Origin of the sequence: Bartonella sp. AA18HLJMS (genome assembly GCF_042197245.1) — a bacterium.
Lineage (GTDB): Bacteria > Pseudomonadota > Alphaproteobacteria > Rhizobiales > Rhizobiaceae > Bartonella.
Window position 1 is genome coordinate 53687 of record NZ_JBHIRP010000003.1, and the last position, 18624, is coordinate 72310.

Below are 18624 nucleotides of genomic sequence, written 5' to 3' on the forward strand. Positions count from 1 at the left end.
ATGTATATCTGGTTATCAGAGCAGATAGGTGTATCTGCTGCAAACATAACGATAAGCTTTCTGCTTTTTATAATAACAATCGCAGCTATTACCGTAATTATCGTGTTTTTACGTCGCTTAAGTACAGGAAGATACAGCATTAATAGAAAAAAAAGTCTATCACGATTAGCATTATGTGAAGTAATTTCTATAGATCGAGCACGCCGCCTTGTTTTAGTCCGTTGCGATAATAAAGAACATTTGCTCCTTATTGGCGGATTAACAGATGTAGTTGTAGAATCCGATATTACTGATACATCAAAAATACAAAAAAGAAAAATACACACACATCTAAATTCCGCCCCTCCAGAAAGAAACGATGTATCGGATAAAAGTCCCTCTCCTTTTACGAATCAAGCGGTAAAAGATTCAGCCATCACCGCCGAAATTGAGGGGCGGCAAGAACCATCTTTATTCATTCCTACCCATCAAAAATAAAAATATACAATTTTATCACCACGAATTTCGTTTGTTTATCATCTCAATAACCTTAATCATCGCGATAAACTCTTTCACGTCGTTCGTGACGTTCTTGCGCTTCCAATGACAAAACGGCTATCGGCCGAGCCTCAAGACGCTTGATACTAATGGGTTCGCCGGTTTCTTCACAAAAACCGTATGTCCCATTATCAATGCGCTCTAAAGCAGCATCTATTTTTGAAATAAGTTTCCTCTGACGATCACGAGCACGTAATTCGATTGTACGATCAGTTTCACAAGAAGCCCGATCAGTCAAATCGGGCTGACCAACATTCTCTTCCTGCAAATTTTCCAAAGTCTCACGAGCTTCTTTTAATATATCATTCTTCCAAGAAACCAATTTAGCACGAAAATATGCCTTTTGCCGCTCATTCATAAAAGGCTCATCTTCACTAGGGCGATATTGACCATCAATCTCTTCGCTCATGCAATAAAAAACCTCCACATATGCTATGTGCGGTCTATATATTGTGCAATACCCATCAACACAAGAGTAAAATGTTTTTTCATAACAATCGACGAATATATCTAAATGCACTGTTTAGGTTTGATCGCTTTTTTATGTAGATTGAATTCTTGATCAAATCTCATCCAGAATCATTTTTCTCGCTTATTGAAAAACTTTAAAAAGAAGGAAATCAGATATCAGAGCCATCCCTCCCCTACTCCCTACATTGTTAAAAATCTAAATGAAGCAACAATAAATCATTTCATCAATGCAAAAAAATAAAATCTTTATAAAGGCAAAGTGTGATATTCACGTTTCAAATACATCAAAGCATCTTTTTCTTTATTACAGTTGATTGCAACAACCTCACCAATCAAAACACAATGGGTTGCGTGTTCGTGCCAACAAATCAAACGACAATCAAACGACGCTAGAGCGTCTGAAAGACTAGGCGCCCCCGTTTGCAAAGCTCCCCATTGAGCAACATCAAAACGCTCATTTTGTGTAGAATTGCAACGCCTCGAAAAAACATCCGCTAATGAGCGATGTTTTCCTGCCAAGCTATTAACACAAAAATTTCCATTCTCCATAAACACCTGATTCTTTAAATTATGACGCATGAGACAAACAAGAAGGGTTGGAGGATCATCAGATAAAGAACAACACGCCGAAACAGTCACCCCACGTCTTCCCTTAATACCATTTGTTGTCACAATATGCACAGCTCCTGCAAAAAGACTCATGGCATCTCGATATTCTTGGGAAGAAACCGCAATAGTATGTTTATGTTGAAGTTCAGGCATCAAATATGTTTTATGATTCGACATATCTTTCACTTATAAAGCTTTAAAATTTCAAGCAATCTTTCCATAAAAAGACCTATAATACATATTTTTTCTTTTCCGTCATAACACAAAAAATATTTGTGTATACACAGTGATATGATAAAAACTGCCAATCTAAGGAGATTTTAATGCCCCATTCTCATCTCATTTCGCCTTCTCTCTTGGCTTCTGATTTTTCTAAACTTGGACAAGAAATGTTAGATGTTGTTGATGCTGGTGCAGATTGGCTTCATCTTGATATTATGGATGGGCACTTTGTTCCTAACATCACCTTTGGTCCTGAAATCATCAAAGCTCTGCGCCCATTAACAAAAGCAATATTTGATGTCCACCTGATGATCGCACCAGTAGACCCTTATTTAGAAGCTTTTGCAAAAGCAGGTTCAGATATTATAACTATTCATGCTGAAGCAGGTCCACATCTTCATCGTTCATTACAAACAATCAAAAAAATGGGGAAAAAAGCAGGAATCGCACTCAATCCAAGCACCCCTGAACATGTACTTGAATATTTGCTTGATCAATTAGATCTCATTCTCATCATGACGGTCAATCCCGGTTTTGGTGGACAAAGTTTTATTCCAGAAATAAAAGATAAAATTAAGCGCGTTAAAAGCATGATTGCAAACCGCCCTATTGATCTTGAAGTTGATGGTGGTATCACCGTTGATACAATTGGGATAGCTGCAAAAGCTGGTGCAAATGTATTTGTCGCAGGCTCTGCAATTTATAAAGATGGCAATAAAGAGCTTTACAAAACACGTATTAGTGCATTGCGCCAAGCCGCAATCCTCTCACAACAAGGAAAAAAATGATGATCGCACGTTATTCCCGCCCTGCAATGGTAACAATTTGGTCTCCTGAAACAAAATATCGTATTTGGTTTGAAATTGAAGCCCATGCCTGTGATGCTCTTGCTCACTTAGGGATTATTCCGAAAGAAGCCGCCAAAGTCATTTGGGAAAAAGGGGCAGCAGCTAAATTTGATGTCAATCGTATTGATGAAATTGAAGCAATTACCAAACATGATGTTATCGCATTTCTAACCCACCTAGCTGAATTCATTGGACCAGAAGCACGTTTTATCCACCAAGGTATGACATCATCTGATGTTCTCGATACAACGCTGAACATTCAATTGATGCGTGCGAGTGATATTTTGCTAGAGGATATAGATCAACTTCTTGAAGCATTAAAAAGACGTGCTTTTGAGCATAAAGAGACAATCACCATTGGGCGGAGTCATGGCATTCATGCTGAACCGACAACATTTGGAATCAAGTTTGCTCTTGCATACGCTGAATTTTCTCGTTGTCGCAAACGTCTTCTTGCTGCACGAGAAGAAATTTCTACTTGCGCGATTTCAGGAGCTGTAGGAACTTTTGCTAATATCGATCCACGCGTTGAAGAACATGTAGCAAAAGCCTTGAAAATGCGTACTGAACCGGTTTCCACCCAAGTAATACCAAGAGATCGTCATGCTATGTTTTTTGCAACACTTGGTGTTATTGCTTCCTCTATTGAAAGGCTAGCAATAGAAATACGCCATTTACAACGAACAGAAGTTCTTGAAGCAGAGGAACATTTCTCACCTGGGCAAAAAGGTTCATCGGCAATGCCTCATAAACGTAATCCAGTTTTAACAGAAAATTTAACTGGATTAGCCCGTATGGTACGTGCATTTGCACTCCCAGCCATGGAAAATGTAGCTCTTTGGCATGAACGTGATATTTCCCATTCATCTGTTGAGCGTTATATTGCTCCAGATGCGACTATTACACTTGATTTTGCTCTTTCTCGCCTCACATCTGTCATTGAAAATCTCATTGTCTATCCAGAAAATATGCAAAAAAATCTCAATAAATTCCGCGGTCTTGTTCACTCACAACGGGTTCTTTTGGCACTCACACAAGCAGGGATTAGTCGTGAAGATTCTTATCGGATTGTACAACGAAATGCGATGAAAGTTTGGGAACAAGGAAAAGATTTTTTAGAAGAACTCCTCAACGACAAAGATGTTACCAAAGCTTTAAGTGAAGAAGAACTTCGCGAAAAATTTGATCTTTCTTACCACACCAAACATATCAATACGATTTTTAAACGTGTTTTTGAAGAACAATAAAGCGACATAGAAAACCAAAATCCATTCAACCTATGATCAAAAATCTGTTGTAACAAAGAAAACAATTCATGAAAGCAAATCAACTCGATATTCTTATTGTTCCTGGCTACAAAGGATCTGGTCCAGATCATTGGCAAACACGCTGGGAAAAAAAATTGTCGACAGCCAGCCGCATTGAACAACTCCATTGGTCAAAGCCTGTTTGTGAAGAGTGGGTTAACAAAGTTAAAACCGCCATCGCAAAAGCTCAAAGGCCTGTTATGCTTATTGCTCATTCATTAGGAGTTCCCAGTGTTATTCATGCAACTGTACAAAATACAGAAAAAATTTGTGGCGCTTTCTTTGTTGCACCTCCAGATGTCGCCAATGAAAAAATACGTCCCAAACATTTAATGACATTTGGCCCCTATCATCGCCAAAAGCTTCCTTTTCCTTCTATTGTCATAGCCAGTCGCAACGATGAGTTTTGTCAATTTTCAGTAGCAGAAAAAATTGCCAATGATTGGGGATCACTCTTTGTTGATGCTGGGTATTCTGGCCATATTAACGCAGAATCCGGACACGGACCTTGGCCTGAAGGGCTTATGGTCCTCTCTCACTTTCTTGCAAAAATTTGATCCAAAAGAGGTGATCTTCTTTCTCATCGCTTATGTATCTTCACCTTTGGGTAAACGTGTAATGATAAAAATTATAAAAGTATCATAGCAATATCATTGAGAAATTCTATCAATTAGGATAGTATCATTTATCAATGTTATTAAAAACCTCTCAAGATAAATAGAGAATCATGATGAATCGTCGCCACCGTATTTATGAAGGCAAGGCTAAAATTTTATATGAAGGACCTGAACCAGGGACTTATATTCAATTTTTTAAAGATGATGCAACTGCCTTTAATGCAAAAAAACATGAAATTATCGACGGAAAGGGCGTTTTAAACAACCGAATTTCGGAACATATTTTTAGCCATCTTGGACGTTTGGGCATCCCAACACATTTTATCAAACGTATAAACATGCGCGAACAGCTTATTAAAGCGGTGGAAATCATTCCGTTGGAAGTTGTTGTTCGCAATGTTGCTGCCGGCTCTCTTGCTAAGCGTTTAGGACTGGAAGAAGGAACCCCGCTTCCGCAATCCATCATTGAATTCTACTATAAAAATGATTCTCTCGATGATCCTATGGTAACGGAAGAACATATCACAGCTTTTGGATGGGCTGTCCCACAAGAGATAGAAGATATCATGCAACTTTCAATTCGTATTAATGATTTTCTTTCTGGGCTTTTTGCCGGTGTTAACATCCAATTAATTGATTTTAAAATGGAATTTGGTCGCCTGTGGGAAGATGAAACAATGCGCATTGTTCTTGCTGATGAAATCTCTCCTGATTCTGCACGACTATGGGATATGCACACACAAGAAAAAATGGATAAAGACCGTTTTCGTCGTGATATGGGAGGGCTTATTAATGCCTATCAAGAAGTTGCCAAACGTCTTGGTATTATGAATGAAAACGAACCAACACGACCAAGTGGTCCCGTTCTCGTAAAGTAAAAACAAGGTAAAAAACATCACCTTATACAAACACCCCTCTTCAAAGGAGAGGTTCTTTTAACAAGCAGGAAGCAAAAAATGAAAGCACGCATCACGGTTACTTTAAGAGAAAGCGTTCTTGATCCACAAGGAGAAGCAATTATCGGTGCTTTAAAAAGTTTGGCTTTCGAAGGCATTCAATCTATTCGTCAAGGAAAGGTTTTTGATATTGTTCTTGATGATTTACCTTCTGAAACTGCAAAGAAAAAACTTGAACAAATGTGTGAAGAGTTACTCGCAAATACTGTCATCGAAAATTATACAATCGAACTTCTGTAAGTGAAACGCTCATGAAAACTGCCATCATTCAACTTCCTGGATTAAATCGTGATCGAGATATGGTTGCAGCATTACATCATATAACGGGAGTTGAGCCACTAAAAATTTGGCAAACAGAAACAACAATTCCAGATGTAGATGTTATTATTATTCCTGGTGGTTTTTCCTATGGCGACTACTTAAGATGTGGTGCGATTGGAGCGCGAACTCCCGTCTTAAAAGCCATTCGTGAAAAAGCACAAGAAGGTACGACAATTATAGGTATCTGTAATGGATTTCAAATTTTGTTGGAAGCAGGATTATTACCCGGTACTTTAATGCGTAACGCTTCTTTAAAATTTGTTTGTCGTGAAATCAAGCTTGAAGTCGTCAACGCCAAGACAAAATTTTCTCGATATTATTCTAAAGGACAAATTATTCGTTGTCCTGTTGCCCATCATGACGGAAATTATTTTGTTGATAGTGAAACATTGAAACAAATGGAAGACAATGAACAAATTGTTTTTCGCTATGCAGAAAATACAAACCCGAACGGCTCAATGAAAGATATTGCTGGTATTGTTAATAAAGCTGGTAATATTCTTGGTATGATGCCCCATCCTGAAAACTTTATTGAACCCGCCCACGGAGGTACTGACGGTCGTTTACTTTTTCAAAGTGCTTTAGAGTTAGTAAATGGATAATGCTGCAAAAATACTCGCGCTCCATAATTTAAAAAAATAAGGATTTATACCATTTCTTGCTTCATAAAGCTATAAACAAAGCTCTTCACAAACAACAATGGATATTATTTTCTAAACACATAATTATTTAAGACCATTTTTAGTCTTAAATCCCACCAAACAAACGGACAAAATCTTCAGCTTACTGTCTATAAATATTTTTATTATTAAACAACATGATTGTTTATAATATAAGCTGCTAGGTTAAAAAAATAAAAATACTAAATTTCGATTAATTTGACGGATAAATACTCATGAAGCCTTGCAATAACATCACTATTACATCAGAACTCATTGCACAACACGGGCTAAAAGAAGATGAATATCAACGTATCCTAACGTTAATTGGTAGAGAACCAACATTTACTGAACTAGGAATTTTTTCTGCGATGTGGAACGAACATTGTTCCTATAAATCATCTAAAAAATGGCTAAAAACTCTTCCGACAGAAGGAAAATATGTCATCCAAGGACCTGGTGAAAATGCTGGTGTTGTCGATATTGGCGAAGGACAATGTGTTGTTTTCAAAATGGAAAGCCATAACCACCCTTCTTATATTGAACCTTATCAAGGTGCAGCGACAGGTGTTGGTGGTATTTTACGTGATGTCTTTACAATGGGAGCCCGTCCTGTTGCTGCTATGAATGCATTGCGATTTGGTGCTCCTGATCACCCACGAACACGCCATCTTGTTTCTGGTGTTGTTTCTGGAATAGGTGGTTACAGCAATTCTTTTGGTGTTCCAACGGTTGGTGGAGAAGTAAATTTTGATGAGCGTTATAATGGCAATATCCTTGTTAACGCTTTTGTCGCCGGTATTGCAAAGACAGACGCCCTTTTTTATTCTAAAGCACAAGGTATTGGACTCCCTGTTGTTTATCTGGGTGCAAAAACAGGACGTGATGGTGTCGGTGGAGCAACAATGGCTTCTGCTGAATTTGATTCTTCAATCAGTGAAAAACGTCCAACCGTTCAAGTCGGTGATCCTTTTACAGAAAAATGTCTCCTTGAAGCATGTTTAGAGCTCATGGAACTTGGAGCCGTGGTTGCTATCCAAGATATGGGGGCAGCAGGACTCACCTCTTCTGCCGTTGAAATGGGAGCAAAAGGAAATCTGGGGATACAGCTTAATCTTGATACAGTTCCTGTTCGAGAAGAAAACATGACAGCCTATGAAATGATGCTTTCTGAAAGTCAAGAGCGTATGCTCATGGTCCTTAAACCAGAACTAGAAAAGCAAGCAGAAGCAATTTTTCATAAGTGGGGACTACATTTTTCTATCATTGGAAAAACAACCGATGATTTACGTTTTCGTGTATTTCATCAAGGGGAAGAAGTTGTCAATCTTCCCATCAAAGAGCTTGGTGATGAAGCGCCTGTTTATGATCGTCCTTGGAGTGAGCCGGCAAAAAAAACACCCTTGAAAGCAGAAGACGTCAAAAAAGTTGAAAATCTTGGTGATGCGCTTCTGTGCTTATTGAATTCTGCTGATCAAAGTTCTCGGCGATGGGTTTATGAACAATATGATACCCTTATCCAAGGAAATAGCCTTGTTTGTCCAGGAGGTGATGCAGGCGTTATCCGTGTAGGAAACAACAGCAAACGTGCTCTTGCTTTTTCTTCTGATGTAACACCTCGCTATTGTGAAGCAGACCCTTATGAAGGGGGTAAACAAGCTGTCGCAGAATGCTGGCGAAACATTAGTACGACAGGTGCAACACCACTGGCTGCTACAGATAATCTCAATTTTGGTAACCCTGAAAAACCTGAAATTATGGGACAGCTGGTTTTTGCTATTAAAGGTATAGGAGAAGCTTGTAGAATCCTTGATTTTCCTATCGTTTCAGGCAATGTTTCTCTTTACAACGAAACAAATGGGGAAGCCATTCTTCCAACCCCCACAATTGCTGGTGTAGGCCTTCTTAATGATTGGTCTAAAATGGTAACAATAAGTGGTATGCAAAATGGAGATATTCTTGTTTTAGTAGGAAATTGCGGCTCCCATTTAGGACAATCAATCTATGCACGTAACATTTTAAATATTGATGCAGGCGCCCCCCCACCTGTAGATTTACAACTTGAAAAAAAGCATGGTCAATTTGTTCGAGATGTCATACATCGTGGTTTTATTCACGCCGCCCATGACCTTTCTGACGGAGGATTAGCGATAGCACTTGCTGAAATGGTGATTAAAGCAGGTAAAGGAATCAAAGTAAAGTTAAGCAATAAATCACCCCATCATGCAGAACTTTTTGGAGAAGACCAAGGACGTTATCTTTTAGCCGTCAAACCTCACTCTCTTAATAGTCTTAAAGAGCTCGCACAAATCAATACAGTTTCTTTAACAAAGCTAGGTCAAGTTGCAGGTGATGCACTTGATATAGATAAAATACTAAAACTTTCTATAGACAAACTCACAAAAGCCTATGAAAACTGGTTTCCACAATTTATGGGTGAAGAGTAAAAATTGTTTTTTCTCTTAAACAGCCTTTATAAAAATGAACAACATAGGAGAATAATGATGGCAATGAGTGCCCATGCAATTGAAACGCTTATTCGTGAAGGCATTCCTGATGCTACAGTAAGAATTCGTGATCTTGCTGGAGATGGGGAACATTATGCTGCAGAAGTTATTTCTGAAAGTTTTCGTGGTAAAACCCGTGTTCAACAACATAAAATGGTCTATGATGCCCTTAAAGGCAATATGGGAAATGACCTTCACGCCTTAATGTTGCAAACAAATGTCCCAAAATAATCTAAAATTTCTTCTTGCATTCACACATTTAATACGATTAAAAGCAGTATGAGTATAAATTACACACTGATAAAAATCTGAAATATCGAGGGATAAAAATGACCACTGTTCATGATTTTATTGACAACGAAATTAAAACAAACGACGTCATTTTATTCATGAAAGGAACACCTGACGCTCCGCAATGCGGGTTTTCAGGACAAGTTGTTCAAATTCTTGATTATTTAGGATTGAATTATAAAGGGATTAATATCTTAACTTCTAACGAATTGCGTCAAGGGATTAAAGATTACTCAAATTGGCCAACAATTCCACAGCTTTATATCAAAGGTGAATTTATCGGAGGCTGTGATATTGTTAAAGAGATGTTTCAAAACAATGAGTTACAGGAACTTTTGAAAGAAAAAAATATTCCATGTAATCAATCATAGGTATCTTTCATTTTATTCAGACTCTTAAAAAGAGCTGTTTTCAGACGAAATTTTTATTTCAAGGATGCCATATGTCATATTCAGTCGATGAACAAACGCATAGAGATGCGATTAGAAACAAAATTGGCTATAAAGAATTTGTTATTCTTATTGCTTCGCTCATGGCTATTAACGCTATAGCTGTTGATATTATGCTGCCAGCTATGCCCGATATTTTAGACGGCTTAAATGTTCTCAATGAAAATGATCAACATTATATCATTTCGAGTTATCTTATTAGCTATGGTATTGCTCAAATATTTTTCGGTCCAATAAGCGATAGGTATGGACGACGTAAACTTATTCTTCTCGGGCTTGCTTTTTATTCATTTACGGCGATTGGCTGTGCCTTTGTAACTGATTTTTCTCTCTTACTTATTTTACGTATCTTGCAAGGAATTGGAGGGGCTGCTATGCGCGTGCTCACAGTTTCCGTCGTACGTGATCTCTACAGTGGTCGAAAAATGGCAGAAGTTATGTCTATTGTTATGATGGTTTTTCTTGTTGCACCAATGGTTGGTCCCGCAACAGGACAGATCATTTTACTGCTCGGACATTGGCAATATATTTTTATTTTCATGGCAATGATTGGTTTAGGACTGATGATTTGGATTCAACTGCGCTTGCCTGAAACTCTTTATGCGCAACGCTCTCTTTCCTTTTCTTCAGTTAAACACAACTTATGGATTGTAATAACCAATCGCACAACACTTTGCTATACACTTGCAACGTCCATTATTTTAGGCTGTATCTTTACCGCCGTTAATACATCACAACAAACATATGAAGGGATCTATAATCTAGGACTTTGGTTCCCTATTGCTTTCGCAGTTGGTGCTGCATTTCAAGCTCTATCATCATTCTTTAACTCTCAACTCGTTGGACGCCTTGGAATGCGGCGTATTGCTCATACTATGCTTTTGCTCTTTTGTGCCACTTCATGCATTTGGTTTATTGGGTCCATCTTAGCAGGTGGTGTTATCCCTTTTCCTTTTTATATGACGTTATATTGTATATTAATGTTTACCTGCGGTGGTATTATGGCCAATTTCAATACACTCGCTCTTGAACCTGTAGGAGAAATAGCTGGAACAGCTTCTTCTGTATCCGGCTTTCTTCAAACATCTATCGGTGCAGGACTTAGCTTTTTTATTGCCCAACAATTTGATGAAACAACCATCCCAAACTCAGCAGGATTTTTCTTTCTGAGTCTCACTGCCATACTTCTCGTCTTATGGGCTGAACGTGGTCATCTTTTTAGACAATATCATAGTAATCCTAACGAATAAATATTACTACGAAAGATTAATAACATCTCTCTTGAACAATAAGAAAATAAACCTATCAGACAAAATAAAACATCTCCAAATAGAACATTCTTGTGTTAAACATTCACATTGTTTGTTTAAAGGTACAGCTCTCGAAATATCAAATCATTTCACGACAGCACCCATAAATGGTATAATGTAAAAAAACAAACATACTATTGTTGCAACAACTCTTGTCTGTGAAACGGTTTATTAAAAAATATTTTTATTCTTTTCTTCAATAGTTTTTATGAAGACGGGCTGGTCTCTCATCTCATGACAGGCAAACAAACAGTTTTGATTGGTTTAACCTAAACAAGATCGAAATAAGAGAAAAACTTACGCTTTAGGTCTTTCGTTCAATATAAAAAATAATAAATTATCTTTATAAATTAATATCTTACACAATCATAAAACCATAGGGAACTTTCCCATTTATAAAATACATTTAATTGATAAATTTTCCTGATTTTGGAAATCCTCTTGGAACCAAACGCCCGACGCCCGCACGCATTCCCATCCATTCAATGAGATCATCAGCTTGACGGTTAAAGATTCGTTCAGCTGTATCTTGCCAACTTAAGCCTTCTGATAAATTAAAAGTCTTGGCATCAACAACACCACCTTCTTTATAACGCTGTAAACGAACACCTTTACCGCGATTCATTTCTGGTATTTGTTCAATAGAAAAAATAAGCATTTTACGGTTTTCACCGACTACAGCAACATGATCACCATTTACCGGAACACAAAGCTTTACCTTATCAGGAGCTTTCACATTCATCACTTGCTTTCCTTTTCGTGTATTGGCGATCACTTCTGCAGAAGAAACAATAAAACCATTACCGTGAGATGAAACCAAGAGCAATTTTTCCTCGGCGTGATGCACAAACGCTGTGAGAACATCGTGCTCATCATCCATATCAACTAAGAGACGAATAGGTTCACCATGTCCCCGCCCTCCAGGTAAATTATTTGCACCAATAGCAAAAAACTTCCCCCCCGTACTGATCAGCACAATCTTGTCGGTCGTAAATGCTGGAAAGGCTAACTTTAAACTGTCTCCTTCTTTAAAAGAAAGTGCTTTATAATCGTTCAAGTGTCCCTTCAAAGCACGCATCCACCCCTTTTCAGAAATAACAATAGTAATCGGTTCTTTTTCGATCATTGCTTGTTGAATATCATCAAGATCATGTCTTGGTACCTCTTCAAACGTCGTACGTCTTTTCCCCAAGAGTGTTTCAGGACCAAAAGTGTTTCGAACTTTTTTGATTTCTTCTGAAATTATTTTCCACTGTTTTATAGGAGAAGCTAATAAATTCTGTAGTTTTTCTTTTTCAGCTTTCAAACTTTCAAATTCTTTACGAATTTCAAATTCCTCAAGTTTACGCAAAGAACGCAAGCGCATATTAAGAATAGCTTCAGCTTGATTTTCTGTTAATTCAAACCGATTAATCAGCTTCTTTTTCGGTTCATCCTCTTCACGAATAATCTGAATGACCTCATCGAGATTTAAATAGGCAATAAGATATCCATGAAGAATTTCCAATCGGCTATCAATTTGATCAAGCCGATAATAAGAGCGACGAATAAGCACTTCTTGACGATGTTCAAGCCATTGCTGCAAACTTTCTCGCAAAGAAAGAACATTGGGTATTTTTCCCAAAGACAAAACATTCAGATTAAGGGGAAATCTTACTTCAAAGTCAGTCAATTTAAAAAGAGACTCCATAAGGAGCTCCGGATCAACCGACCGATTTTTAGGAACAAGCACGATTCTGATATCTTCTGCTGATTCATCTTGAATATCCTCAAGCATTGGCAACCGACGTGCAAGCAACAATTCCGCAGTTTTTTCAATAAGGCGTGACTTTTGAACTTGGTAGGGAATTTCAGTTACAACGATCACGTAAGAACCACGGCTACCAGGTTCCTGATGCCAACGTGAACGCAAGCGAAAGAATCCACGCCCAACACGATAGGATTCCTCAATACTTTTTTTAGGTTCAACTAAAATTCCCCCCGTCGGAAAATCAGGACCAAGAACGAATTGATTTAATTCCTCATCATTTACATCGGGATGCGCAATCAAATGGAGCGCTGCATCACAAAGCTCAGCAACATTATGGGGTGGAATAGATGTTGCCATACCAACAGCAATACCAGAAGAACCATTTGCTAAAAGATTAGGGAAAGCTCCTGGTAAAACAACCGGCTCTTCATCTTCCTCATTATAGGTTAAACGAAAATCAATAGCATTCTCATTAATTCCTTCAAGTAACAATGCAGCCACTTCAGTCATACGTGCTTCCGTATAACGCATGGCAGCAGCATTATCACCATCAATATTACCAAAATTGCCTTGCCCATCAACCAACGGATAACGAACAGCAAAACTTTGAGCCAAGCGCACCAAGGCATCATAAATAGACGCATCCCCATGAGGATGAAATTTTCCCATGACATCACCAACAATCCGCGCACATTTCGCATAAGACTGTCCAGGATTTAGTTTGAGAAGACGCATCGCATGAACAATCCGCCGGTGGACCGGCTTCAATCCATCACGTACATCAGGCAATGCACGGTGTGTAATCGTAGAAAGTGCATAAGCCAAATAACGTTCCTGTAAAGCAGAACGTAATTCTATTGGTTCAATATGTTCTTTATCAAAAGGTAAATTCATTTTATCAGACATAGATTAAAACAACAATTCCCACAATAATAAGAAATTATTTTATAGGATTTATTTAATGAAATCTTCTATGAGTCGACTTTTTTATTAAAAGTCAATTACATAAAAACAAACGCTGCAATTAGAACATGAACAGAAAATTATATCAATTTGAAAAATTTATACATGTCCTCCCCCCCTTGTCCTAAGTAATTTATTGAAAGCTTTGTCAAATTCGACGATAATTTAACTGCCCACAAAGAGTTATTTCATCTTTTTCTGAAATGACAAAAGCACCTTTCAAACATCATCTTTTATTATAAAGATAAATTGTATAACAACCCCATTCAGTTTTTCTACGAAAAACCAAAAAAATGTTCAAAGCTTATGAAATTTAAACTTTTCAGAGTAAGTCCATAGAATGGAAAACCACATTATTCTCATAAAAACGAAGAGACACAATTCTCTGCTACAACGTTGTAAAAACTTCAATAAAAAATAAATAATATATTGACACATAAAGATAATTCATTTTTTTCAACTAAAATGAGACTCCCGAATATTATAGAGTTCTTTCATTTCTAATTTATTCATGATCAAGCAATCATAATCATTTCCTCACCTATCACAAGTGGAAGAGCCACTATAGAAACAAGGAATAAAAATGCCTCGTAAAGAATCAACACAATAGCGTTTTCCTATCTAAATTTCACAAACAGCCACACACACCGATGGCTCTTGAAAGGCATCAAAACTTCATTCTACGTAGAAAAGATGAAAACAATCCATTATCAACTTTATGAGCTATTTTTGTGAGTAGGAGCCATGCGGATTCCTAAATCACGTAATTGTGTAGGAGAAACATCAGACGGAGCACTCATCAAAAGATCAAGCGCCTGTTGATTCATAGGGAATAAAGCAACTTCACGCAAATTTTTAACACCTTGCAACAGCATAATAATGCGGTCAATTCCTGCAGCCATACCACCATGTGGTGGAGCCCCATAATGGAATGCACGATAAAGACCACCGAAACGATCTTTCACAACTTCCTTAGAAAGTCCTACAAGTTCAAAAACTTTAAGCATCATTTCTGGTAAGTGATTACGAATTCCACCTGATGCAATTTCATAACCATTGCAAACAAGATCATATTGAAAAGCTTTAATAGTAAGAGGATCTTGGCAGGCAAGGGCATTTTCTCCCCCTTGAGGCATGGAAAAAGGATTATGTCCAAAATCAATCTTTTTTTCATCTTCATTCCATTCAAAAAATGGAAAATCAACAATCCACGCCAAAGAGAAACTATCTCTATCAAGAAGATCTAATTCTTCCCCTATCCTTGTGCGTGCTGCTCCGGCAAAAGATGAAAACTTTTTTGGATCGCCAGCTACAAAAAAACAGGCATCCCCACTTTCAAGACCAAGCTGTATACGGATTGCTTCAGTCCTCTGTTCACCAATATTTTTGGCGATAGGCCCTGCTCCTTCAAATTTTCCTTCTTCTTCACGCCAGAAAATATAGCCGAGCCCTGGTTGCCCCTCGCCTTGTGCCCATACATTCATACGATCACAAAAAGCACGACTTCCACCCGTTTTAGCTGGAATAGCCCACACTTGTGCATTCTCATCATTCGCTAAAATTTGAGCAAAGACTTTGAAACCAGAATTATAAAAATGCTGAGAAACATCTTCCATAATGATCGGATTACGTAGATCAGGCTTATCAGAACCATATTTTCGCATTGCTTCATCATAGGAAATGCGAGGAAAGCTTTGTGTCACAGTCTTTCCATCTGCAAATTCTTCAAAAATAGAACGCATAATAGGTTCCATAGTTGCTAAAACATCTTCTTGCTCAACAAAACTCATTTCAACATCTAATTGATAAAATTCACCAGGAAGACGGTCGGCCCTTGGATCTTCATCTCTAAAACATGGAGCAATCTGAAAATAACGATCAAAACCTGACATCATCAACAACTGTTTATATTGCTGTGGCGCTTGCGGTAACGCATAAAATTTTCCCTGATGAACACGACTTGGAACCAAAAAATCACGTGCGCCTTCCGGCGATGAAGCTGTCAAAAGTGGCGTCGTAAATTCCGTAAAACCATTATTTTGCATAGCCCGTCTCATAGCCGCAATAATTTCAGTCCGACGCATGATATTTTTGTGCATAGTCTCCCGACGCAAATCAAGAAAACGATATTTTAATCGAATATCTTCTGGATAATCAGGCTCACCAAAAACCGGTAAAGGAAGCTCATCAGATTTTGAAAGAATTTCTACCTCTTGTGCAAAAATTTCAATCTCACCTGTTGGAAGCGCTGCATTAATAACCTCATCAGCACGTGCACATACCTCCCCATCCACACGAATAACCCATTCAGAACGCACTTTTTCAATAACTTTAAAAGCTGGTGAAGCAGGATCAGCAACAATTTGTGTGATTCCAAAATGATCACGTAAATCCACAAAAAGAATCCCTCCATGATCACGAACACGATGAACCCACCCCGAAAGACGAACTTGTGTTCCTACATCACATCTACGAAGAGCCGCACAATGATGACTGCGATAACGGTGCATGTTTTTTGCCTTTGATTATAATATTCACATGCGCTACAAACGCTTTTTAATAACCATTTGTCAAGATATGAGAATAAAAACTCAAAAATAAAGTCAATAAAGCACAAATTTAATTTATCGAATTATAATAAAATGATGAATCTTATTACACAAACAACAGATCTTGAAATTGCACTTAACGCTCTACGTACCTCTGATTTTGTAACAGTCGATACTGAGTTTATTCGCGAAACAACTTTTTGGCCTCAACTGTGTTTAATCCAGCTTGCATCACCAGATGTCACAGTTTTGATTGATCCCCTAGCACCAGATATTGATTTACAACCTTTTTTTGACCTTATGATCGATAAAAAAGTTGTAAAAGTTTTTCATGCTGCGCGCCAAGATATTGAAACAATTTATCATCTTGGAGGTGTTATTCCTTCCCCTCTCTTTGATACGCAAATAGCAGGATCAATTTGTGGATTTGGTGATTCTATCTCCTATGATCAAATTGTACAACGCTGTACAGGGCATCATCTTGATAAATCCTCCCGCTTTACAGACTGGAGTTACCGCCCTTTGTCTGAAAAACAACTGCTCTATGCACTTTCCGATGTAACTTACTTAAGAGATGTTTACTTGTTATTGAAAAAAAGGTTAGAGAAAAATCAACGAGCTCACTGGATGGATGATGAAATAACAATCCTTTTAAATCCTAAAACCTATGATATGCCAGAAGATGAAGCATGGAAAAAAGTGAAAGGAAAAATTAAAAAGCCACGTGAACTTGCTGTATTACAAAAGATAGCAGCTTGGCGGGAACGTGAAGCACGAAAATACAATATGCCACGTCGTCATATCATAAAAGATGAATGTCTTATAGAAATAGCAACCCAACAACCAAAAGATGAATCTGCATTAAAACGGTTGCGCAGTCTTAATAAGAATTGGGATAAACTCTCAATTGCTCAATCATTAATCAAAGCTGTCCACGAAGGCTTAGAAGTGGATCTTTCTACTTTACCCCCCATTCCTAAACATAATCCACTCAATGATACGACAGCCGCTGTTATCGATCTGCTCAAAGTGTTATTAAAAATTGTTGCAAATGAAAACAGCATTGCCCCTAAAATTATTGCAACATCTAATGATTTAGAAAAAATTGCCAATGGAGGAATAAAGAAAAATATTCCCGCTATGAATGGCTGGCGCTATGAAATATTTGGTAAAAAAGCCGAACAACTGCTAAAGGGCCAGATAGGGTTTTACTTTAACGATGGAAAAATAAGCACAAAACAGCTTTAATTTACATTTTCATTTTGAAAAATCCATTACGCTACTCATTATCTACATCAATTGGTATGCCCTATAGGCCAACGCAAACAGGATAAATAAAGCCTACTTCTGACAAAGTTAAAAAATTAAATAGTAAACTCTTATTAAAATGATAGCTAAATCTTTATCAGGTCAATTAAATAGAAATCCCATTAAAAATAATCTAAAAAAACAGACAGTTCCTTATTTAAAAGTTTTGAAAAAAAAAGTTCTGATAATAAAAGCGCATTCATTACAAAAATAGCAGCCTAGAAATAGGAACAAACAAAGATATAATGCCTCACGTCACCATATCGTATTAAAAACTACCAAGATTGCAATCTAACAATCAAAAACGAGCCAGCATAACAACTAAAATACCTAACAAAAGCAATATATTGATTTCTAACGATAATCTAGCGTTATTTATATTGAATTAGACCTCCGAATATCGTAAGATTCTCTCATTCCATCTCAATAAGACTCATAAAGTTTCACATAAGAAATTATATGATAAAGCGCTGTTTTTTTATAAATTAAACACCTTTCAAAGGATTCGAAAATCATGGTTAATAAATAGTTGTGATTTATTTCTATTTTTTATAGTGAAAGGATTTTATAATGACTGAAATGATATTCTTTTGACAGACCGTGAAAGTGCAAAACTGTTTCATATGAGTATTTCAACATTCCAGCGTCATGTAACCAATAGATCTCTCCCAAAATCTTTAAAACTTGTTTTTTATCGCGTTGGTTACAATCGTAATCTTATCAAGATAATCGAGCAAGCTAAACAGAAACGTTATAACGACGCAGCATAAAAAGAAAACCCTTTCACGTAAAAATGGACAAAACTTTTCATTTTCACATGAAGCTTATGAAGTGAAAAATCCATCCTGTGATGCAAGTAACAGAATAAAAAATTATGTTTTCTTTTATGAATGCTCAGGCATTACAAATGCTTTGCGTGGTGTCTAGCAGGGGCGTTATGGAACAAGTCC

16 protein-coding genes and 1 pseudogene are annotated in these 18624 nt (G+C 37.4%); 13 read left to right on the forward strand and 4 right to left on the reverse strand.

Annotated features, from left to right (window positions below):
• On the forward strand, positions 1–477 hold the full coding sequence (locus tag ACFINW_RS03190; protein WP_375621317.1) for a hypothetical protein: 477 nt from the start codon (positions 1–3) through the stop codon (positions 475–477).
• Between the two features lie 52 nt (positions 478–529).
• Here the strand turns inward: ACFINW_RS03190 and dksA are convergent, their stop codons facing one another.
• On the reverse strand, positions 530–946 hold the full coding sequence (dksA, locus tag ACFINW_RS03195; protein WP_015856486.1) for an RNA polymerase-binding protein DksA: 417 nt from the start codon (positions 944–946) through the stop codon (positions 530–532).
• A gap of 308 nt (positions 947–1254) precedes the next feature.
• A complete protein-coding gene (locus ACFINW_RS03200) occupies positions 1255–1794 on the reverse strand; it encodes a flavin reductase (RefSeq protein ID WP_375611549.1) in 540 nt (179 codons plus the stop codon).
• A gap of 146 nt (positions 1795–1940) precedes the next feature.
• Here ACFINW_RS03200 and rpe point away from each other — a divergent pair, with 146 nt between their 5' ends.
• From rpe to ACFINW_RS03250, 10 genes are all read left to right on the forward strand, one after another.
• Complete coding sequence (gene rpe / locus ACFINW_RS03205; RefSeq protein WP_375640409.1) at positions 1941–2627, forward strand: ribulose-phosphate 3-epimerase; 687 nt, start codon at positions 1941–1943, stop codon at positions 2625–2627.
• Positions 2627–3934: an adenylosuccinate lyase gene (gene purB, locus ACFINW_RS03210; protein WP_375613148.1), complete on the forward strand. Its 1308-nt coding sequence runs from the start codon at positions 2627–2629 to the stop codon at positions 3932–3934. Before rpe ends, purB begins: the two co-directional genes overlap by 1 nt.
• A gap of 68 nt (positions 3935–4002) precedes the next feature.
• The gene (locus ACFINW_RS03215) at positions 4003–4551 is read left to right on the forward strand and encodes an RBBP9/YdeN family alpha/beta hydrolase (protein ID WP_375611547.1); all 549 of its coding nucleotides are present in this window, start codon (positions 4003–4005) and stop codon (positions 4549–4551) included.
• 173 nt (positions 4552–4724) lie between these two features.
• A complete protein-coding gene (gene purC, locus ACFINW_RS03220; protein ID WP_273791179.1) occupies positions 4725–5489 on the forward strand; it encodes a phosphoribosylaminoimidazolesuccinocarboxamide synthase in 765 nt (254 codons plus the stop codon).
• Positions 5490–5567: 78 nt separating this feature from the next.
• Positions 5568–5807, forward strand: coding sequence for a phosphoribosylformylglycinamidine synthase subunit PurS (gene purS / locus ACFINW_RS03225; protein WP_375640410.1), 240 nt, complete (start codon positions 5568–5570; stop codon positions 5805–5807).
• An 11-nt stretch (positions 5808–5818) separates the two neighbouring features.
• Positions 5819–6490, forward strand: coding sequence for a phosphoribosylformylglycinamidine synthase subunit PurQ (purQ, locus tag ACFINW_RS03230; protein WP_375613086.1), 672 nt, complete (start codon positions 5819–5821; stop codon positions 6488–6490).
• A gap of 293 nt (positions 6491–6783) precedes the next feature.
• The gene (gene purL / locus ACFINW_RS03235) at positions 6784–8994 is read left to right on the forward strand and encodes a phosphoribosylformylglycinamidine synthase subunit PurL (protein WP_375640412.1); all 2211 of its coding nucleotides are present in this window, start codon (positions 6784–6786) and stop codon (positions 8992–8994) included.
• 57 nt (positions 8995–9051) lie between these two features.
• Complete coding sequence (locus ACFINW_RS03240; RefSeq protein ID WP_375611543.1) at positions 9052–9285, forward strand: BolA/IbaG family iron-sulfur metabolism protein; 234 nt, start codon at positions 9052–9054, stop codon at positions 9283–9285.
• Between the two features lie 98 nt (positions 9286–9383).
• Positions 9384–9716: a Grx4 family monothiol glutaredoxin gene (gene grxD / locus ACFINW_RS03245; RefSeq protein WP_375606638.1), complete on the forward strand. Its 333-nt coding sequence runs from the start codon at positions 9384–9386 to the stop codon at positions 9714–9716.
• 71 nt (positions 9717–9787) lie between these two features.
• Positions 9788–11044 (forward strand): multidrug effflux MFS transporter, encoded by a 1257-nt coding sequence (locus ACFINW_RS03250; RefSeq protein ID WP_375611542.1) that lies wholly within the window; start codon positions 9788–9790, stop codon positions 11042–11044.
• A gap of 466 nt (positions 11045–11510) precedes the next feature.
• On the opposite strand, the gene parC is transcribed toward ACFINW_RS03250, so the two are convergent.
• Positions 11511–13760, reverse strand: coding sequence for a DNA topoisomerase IV subunit A (gene parC, locus ACFINW_RS03255; RefSeq protein WP_375673786.1), 2250 nt, complete (start codon positions 13758–13760; stop codon positions 11511–11513).
• Positions 13761–14533: 773 nt separating this feature from the next.
• Entirely contained in the window at positions 14534–16327 is a 1794-nt protein-coding gene (gene aspS, locus ACFINW_RS03260; protein WP_375673788.1) for an aspartate--tRNA ligase, read from the reverse strand.
• A 132-nt stretch (positions 16328–16459) separates the two neighbouring features.
• On the opposite strand from aspS, the gene rnd reads away from it, so the two are divergent.
• Positions 16460–17614: a ribonuclease D gene (gene rnd / locus ACFINW_RS03265; RefSeq protein ID WP_375673790.1), complete on the forward strand. Its 1155-nt coding sequence runs from the start codon at positions 16460–16462 to the stop codon at positions 17612–17614.
• A 644-nt stretch (positions 17615–18258) separates the two neighbouring features.
• Positions 18259–18444: pseudogene (locus tag ACFINW_RS03270) on the forward strand (DNA-binding protein).
• The last annotated feature ends 180 nt before the right edge of the window (positions 18445–18624 follow it).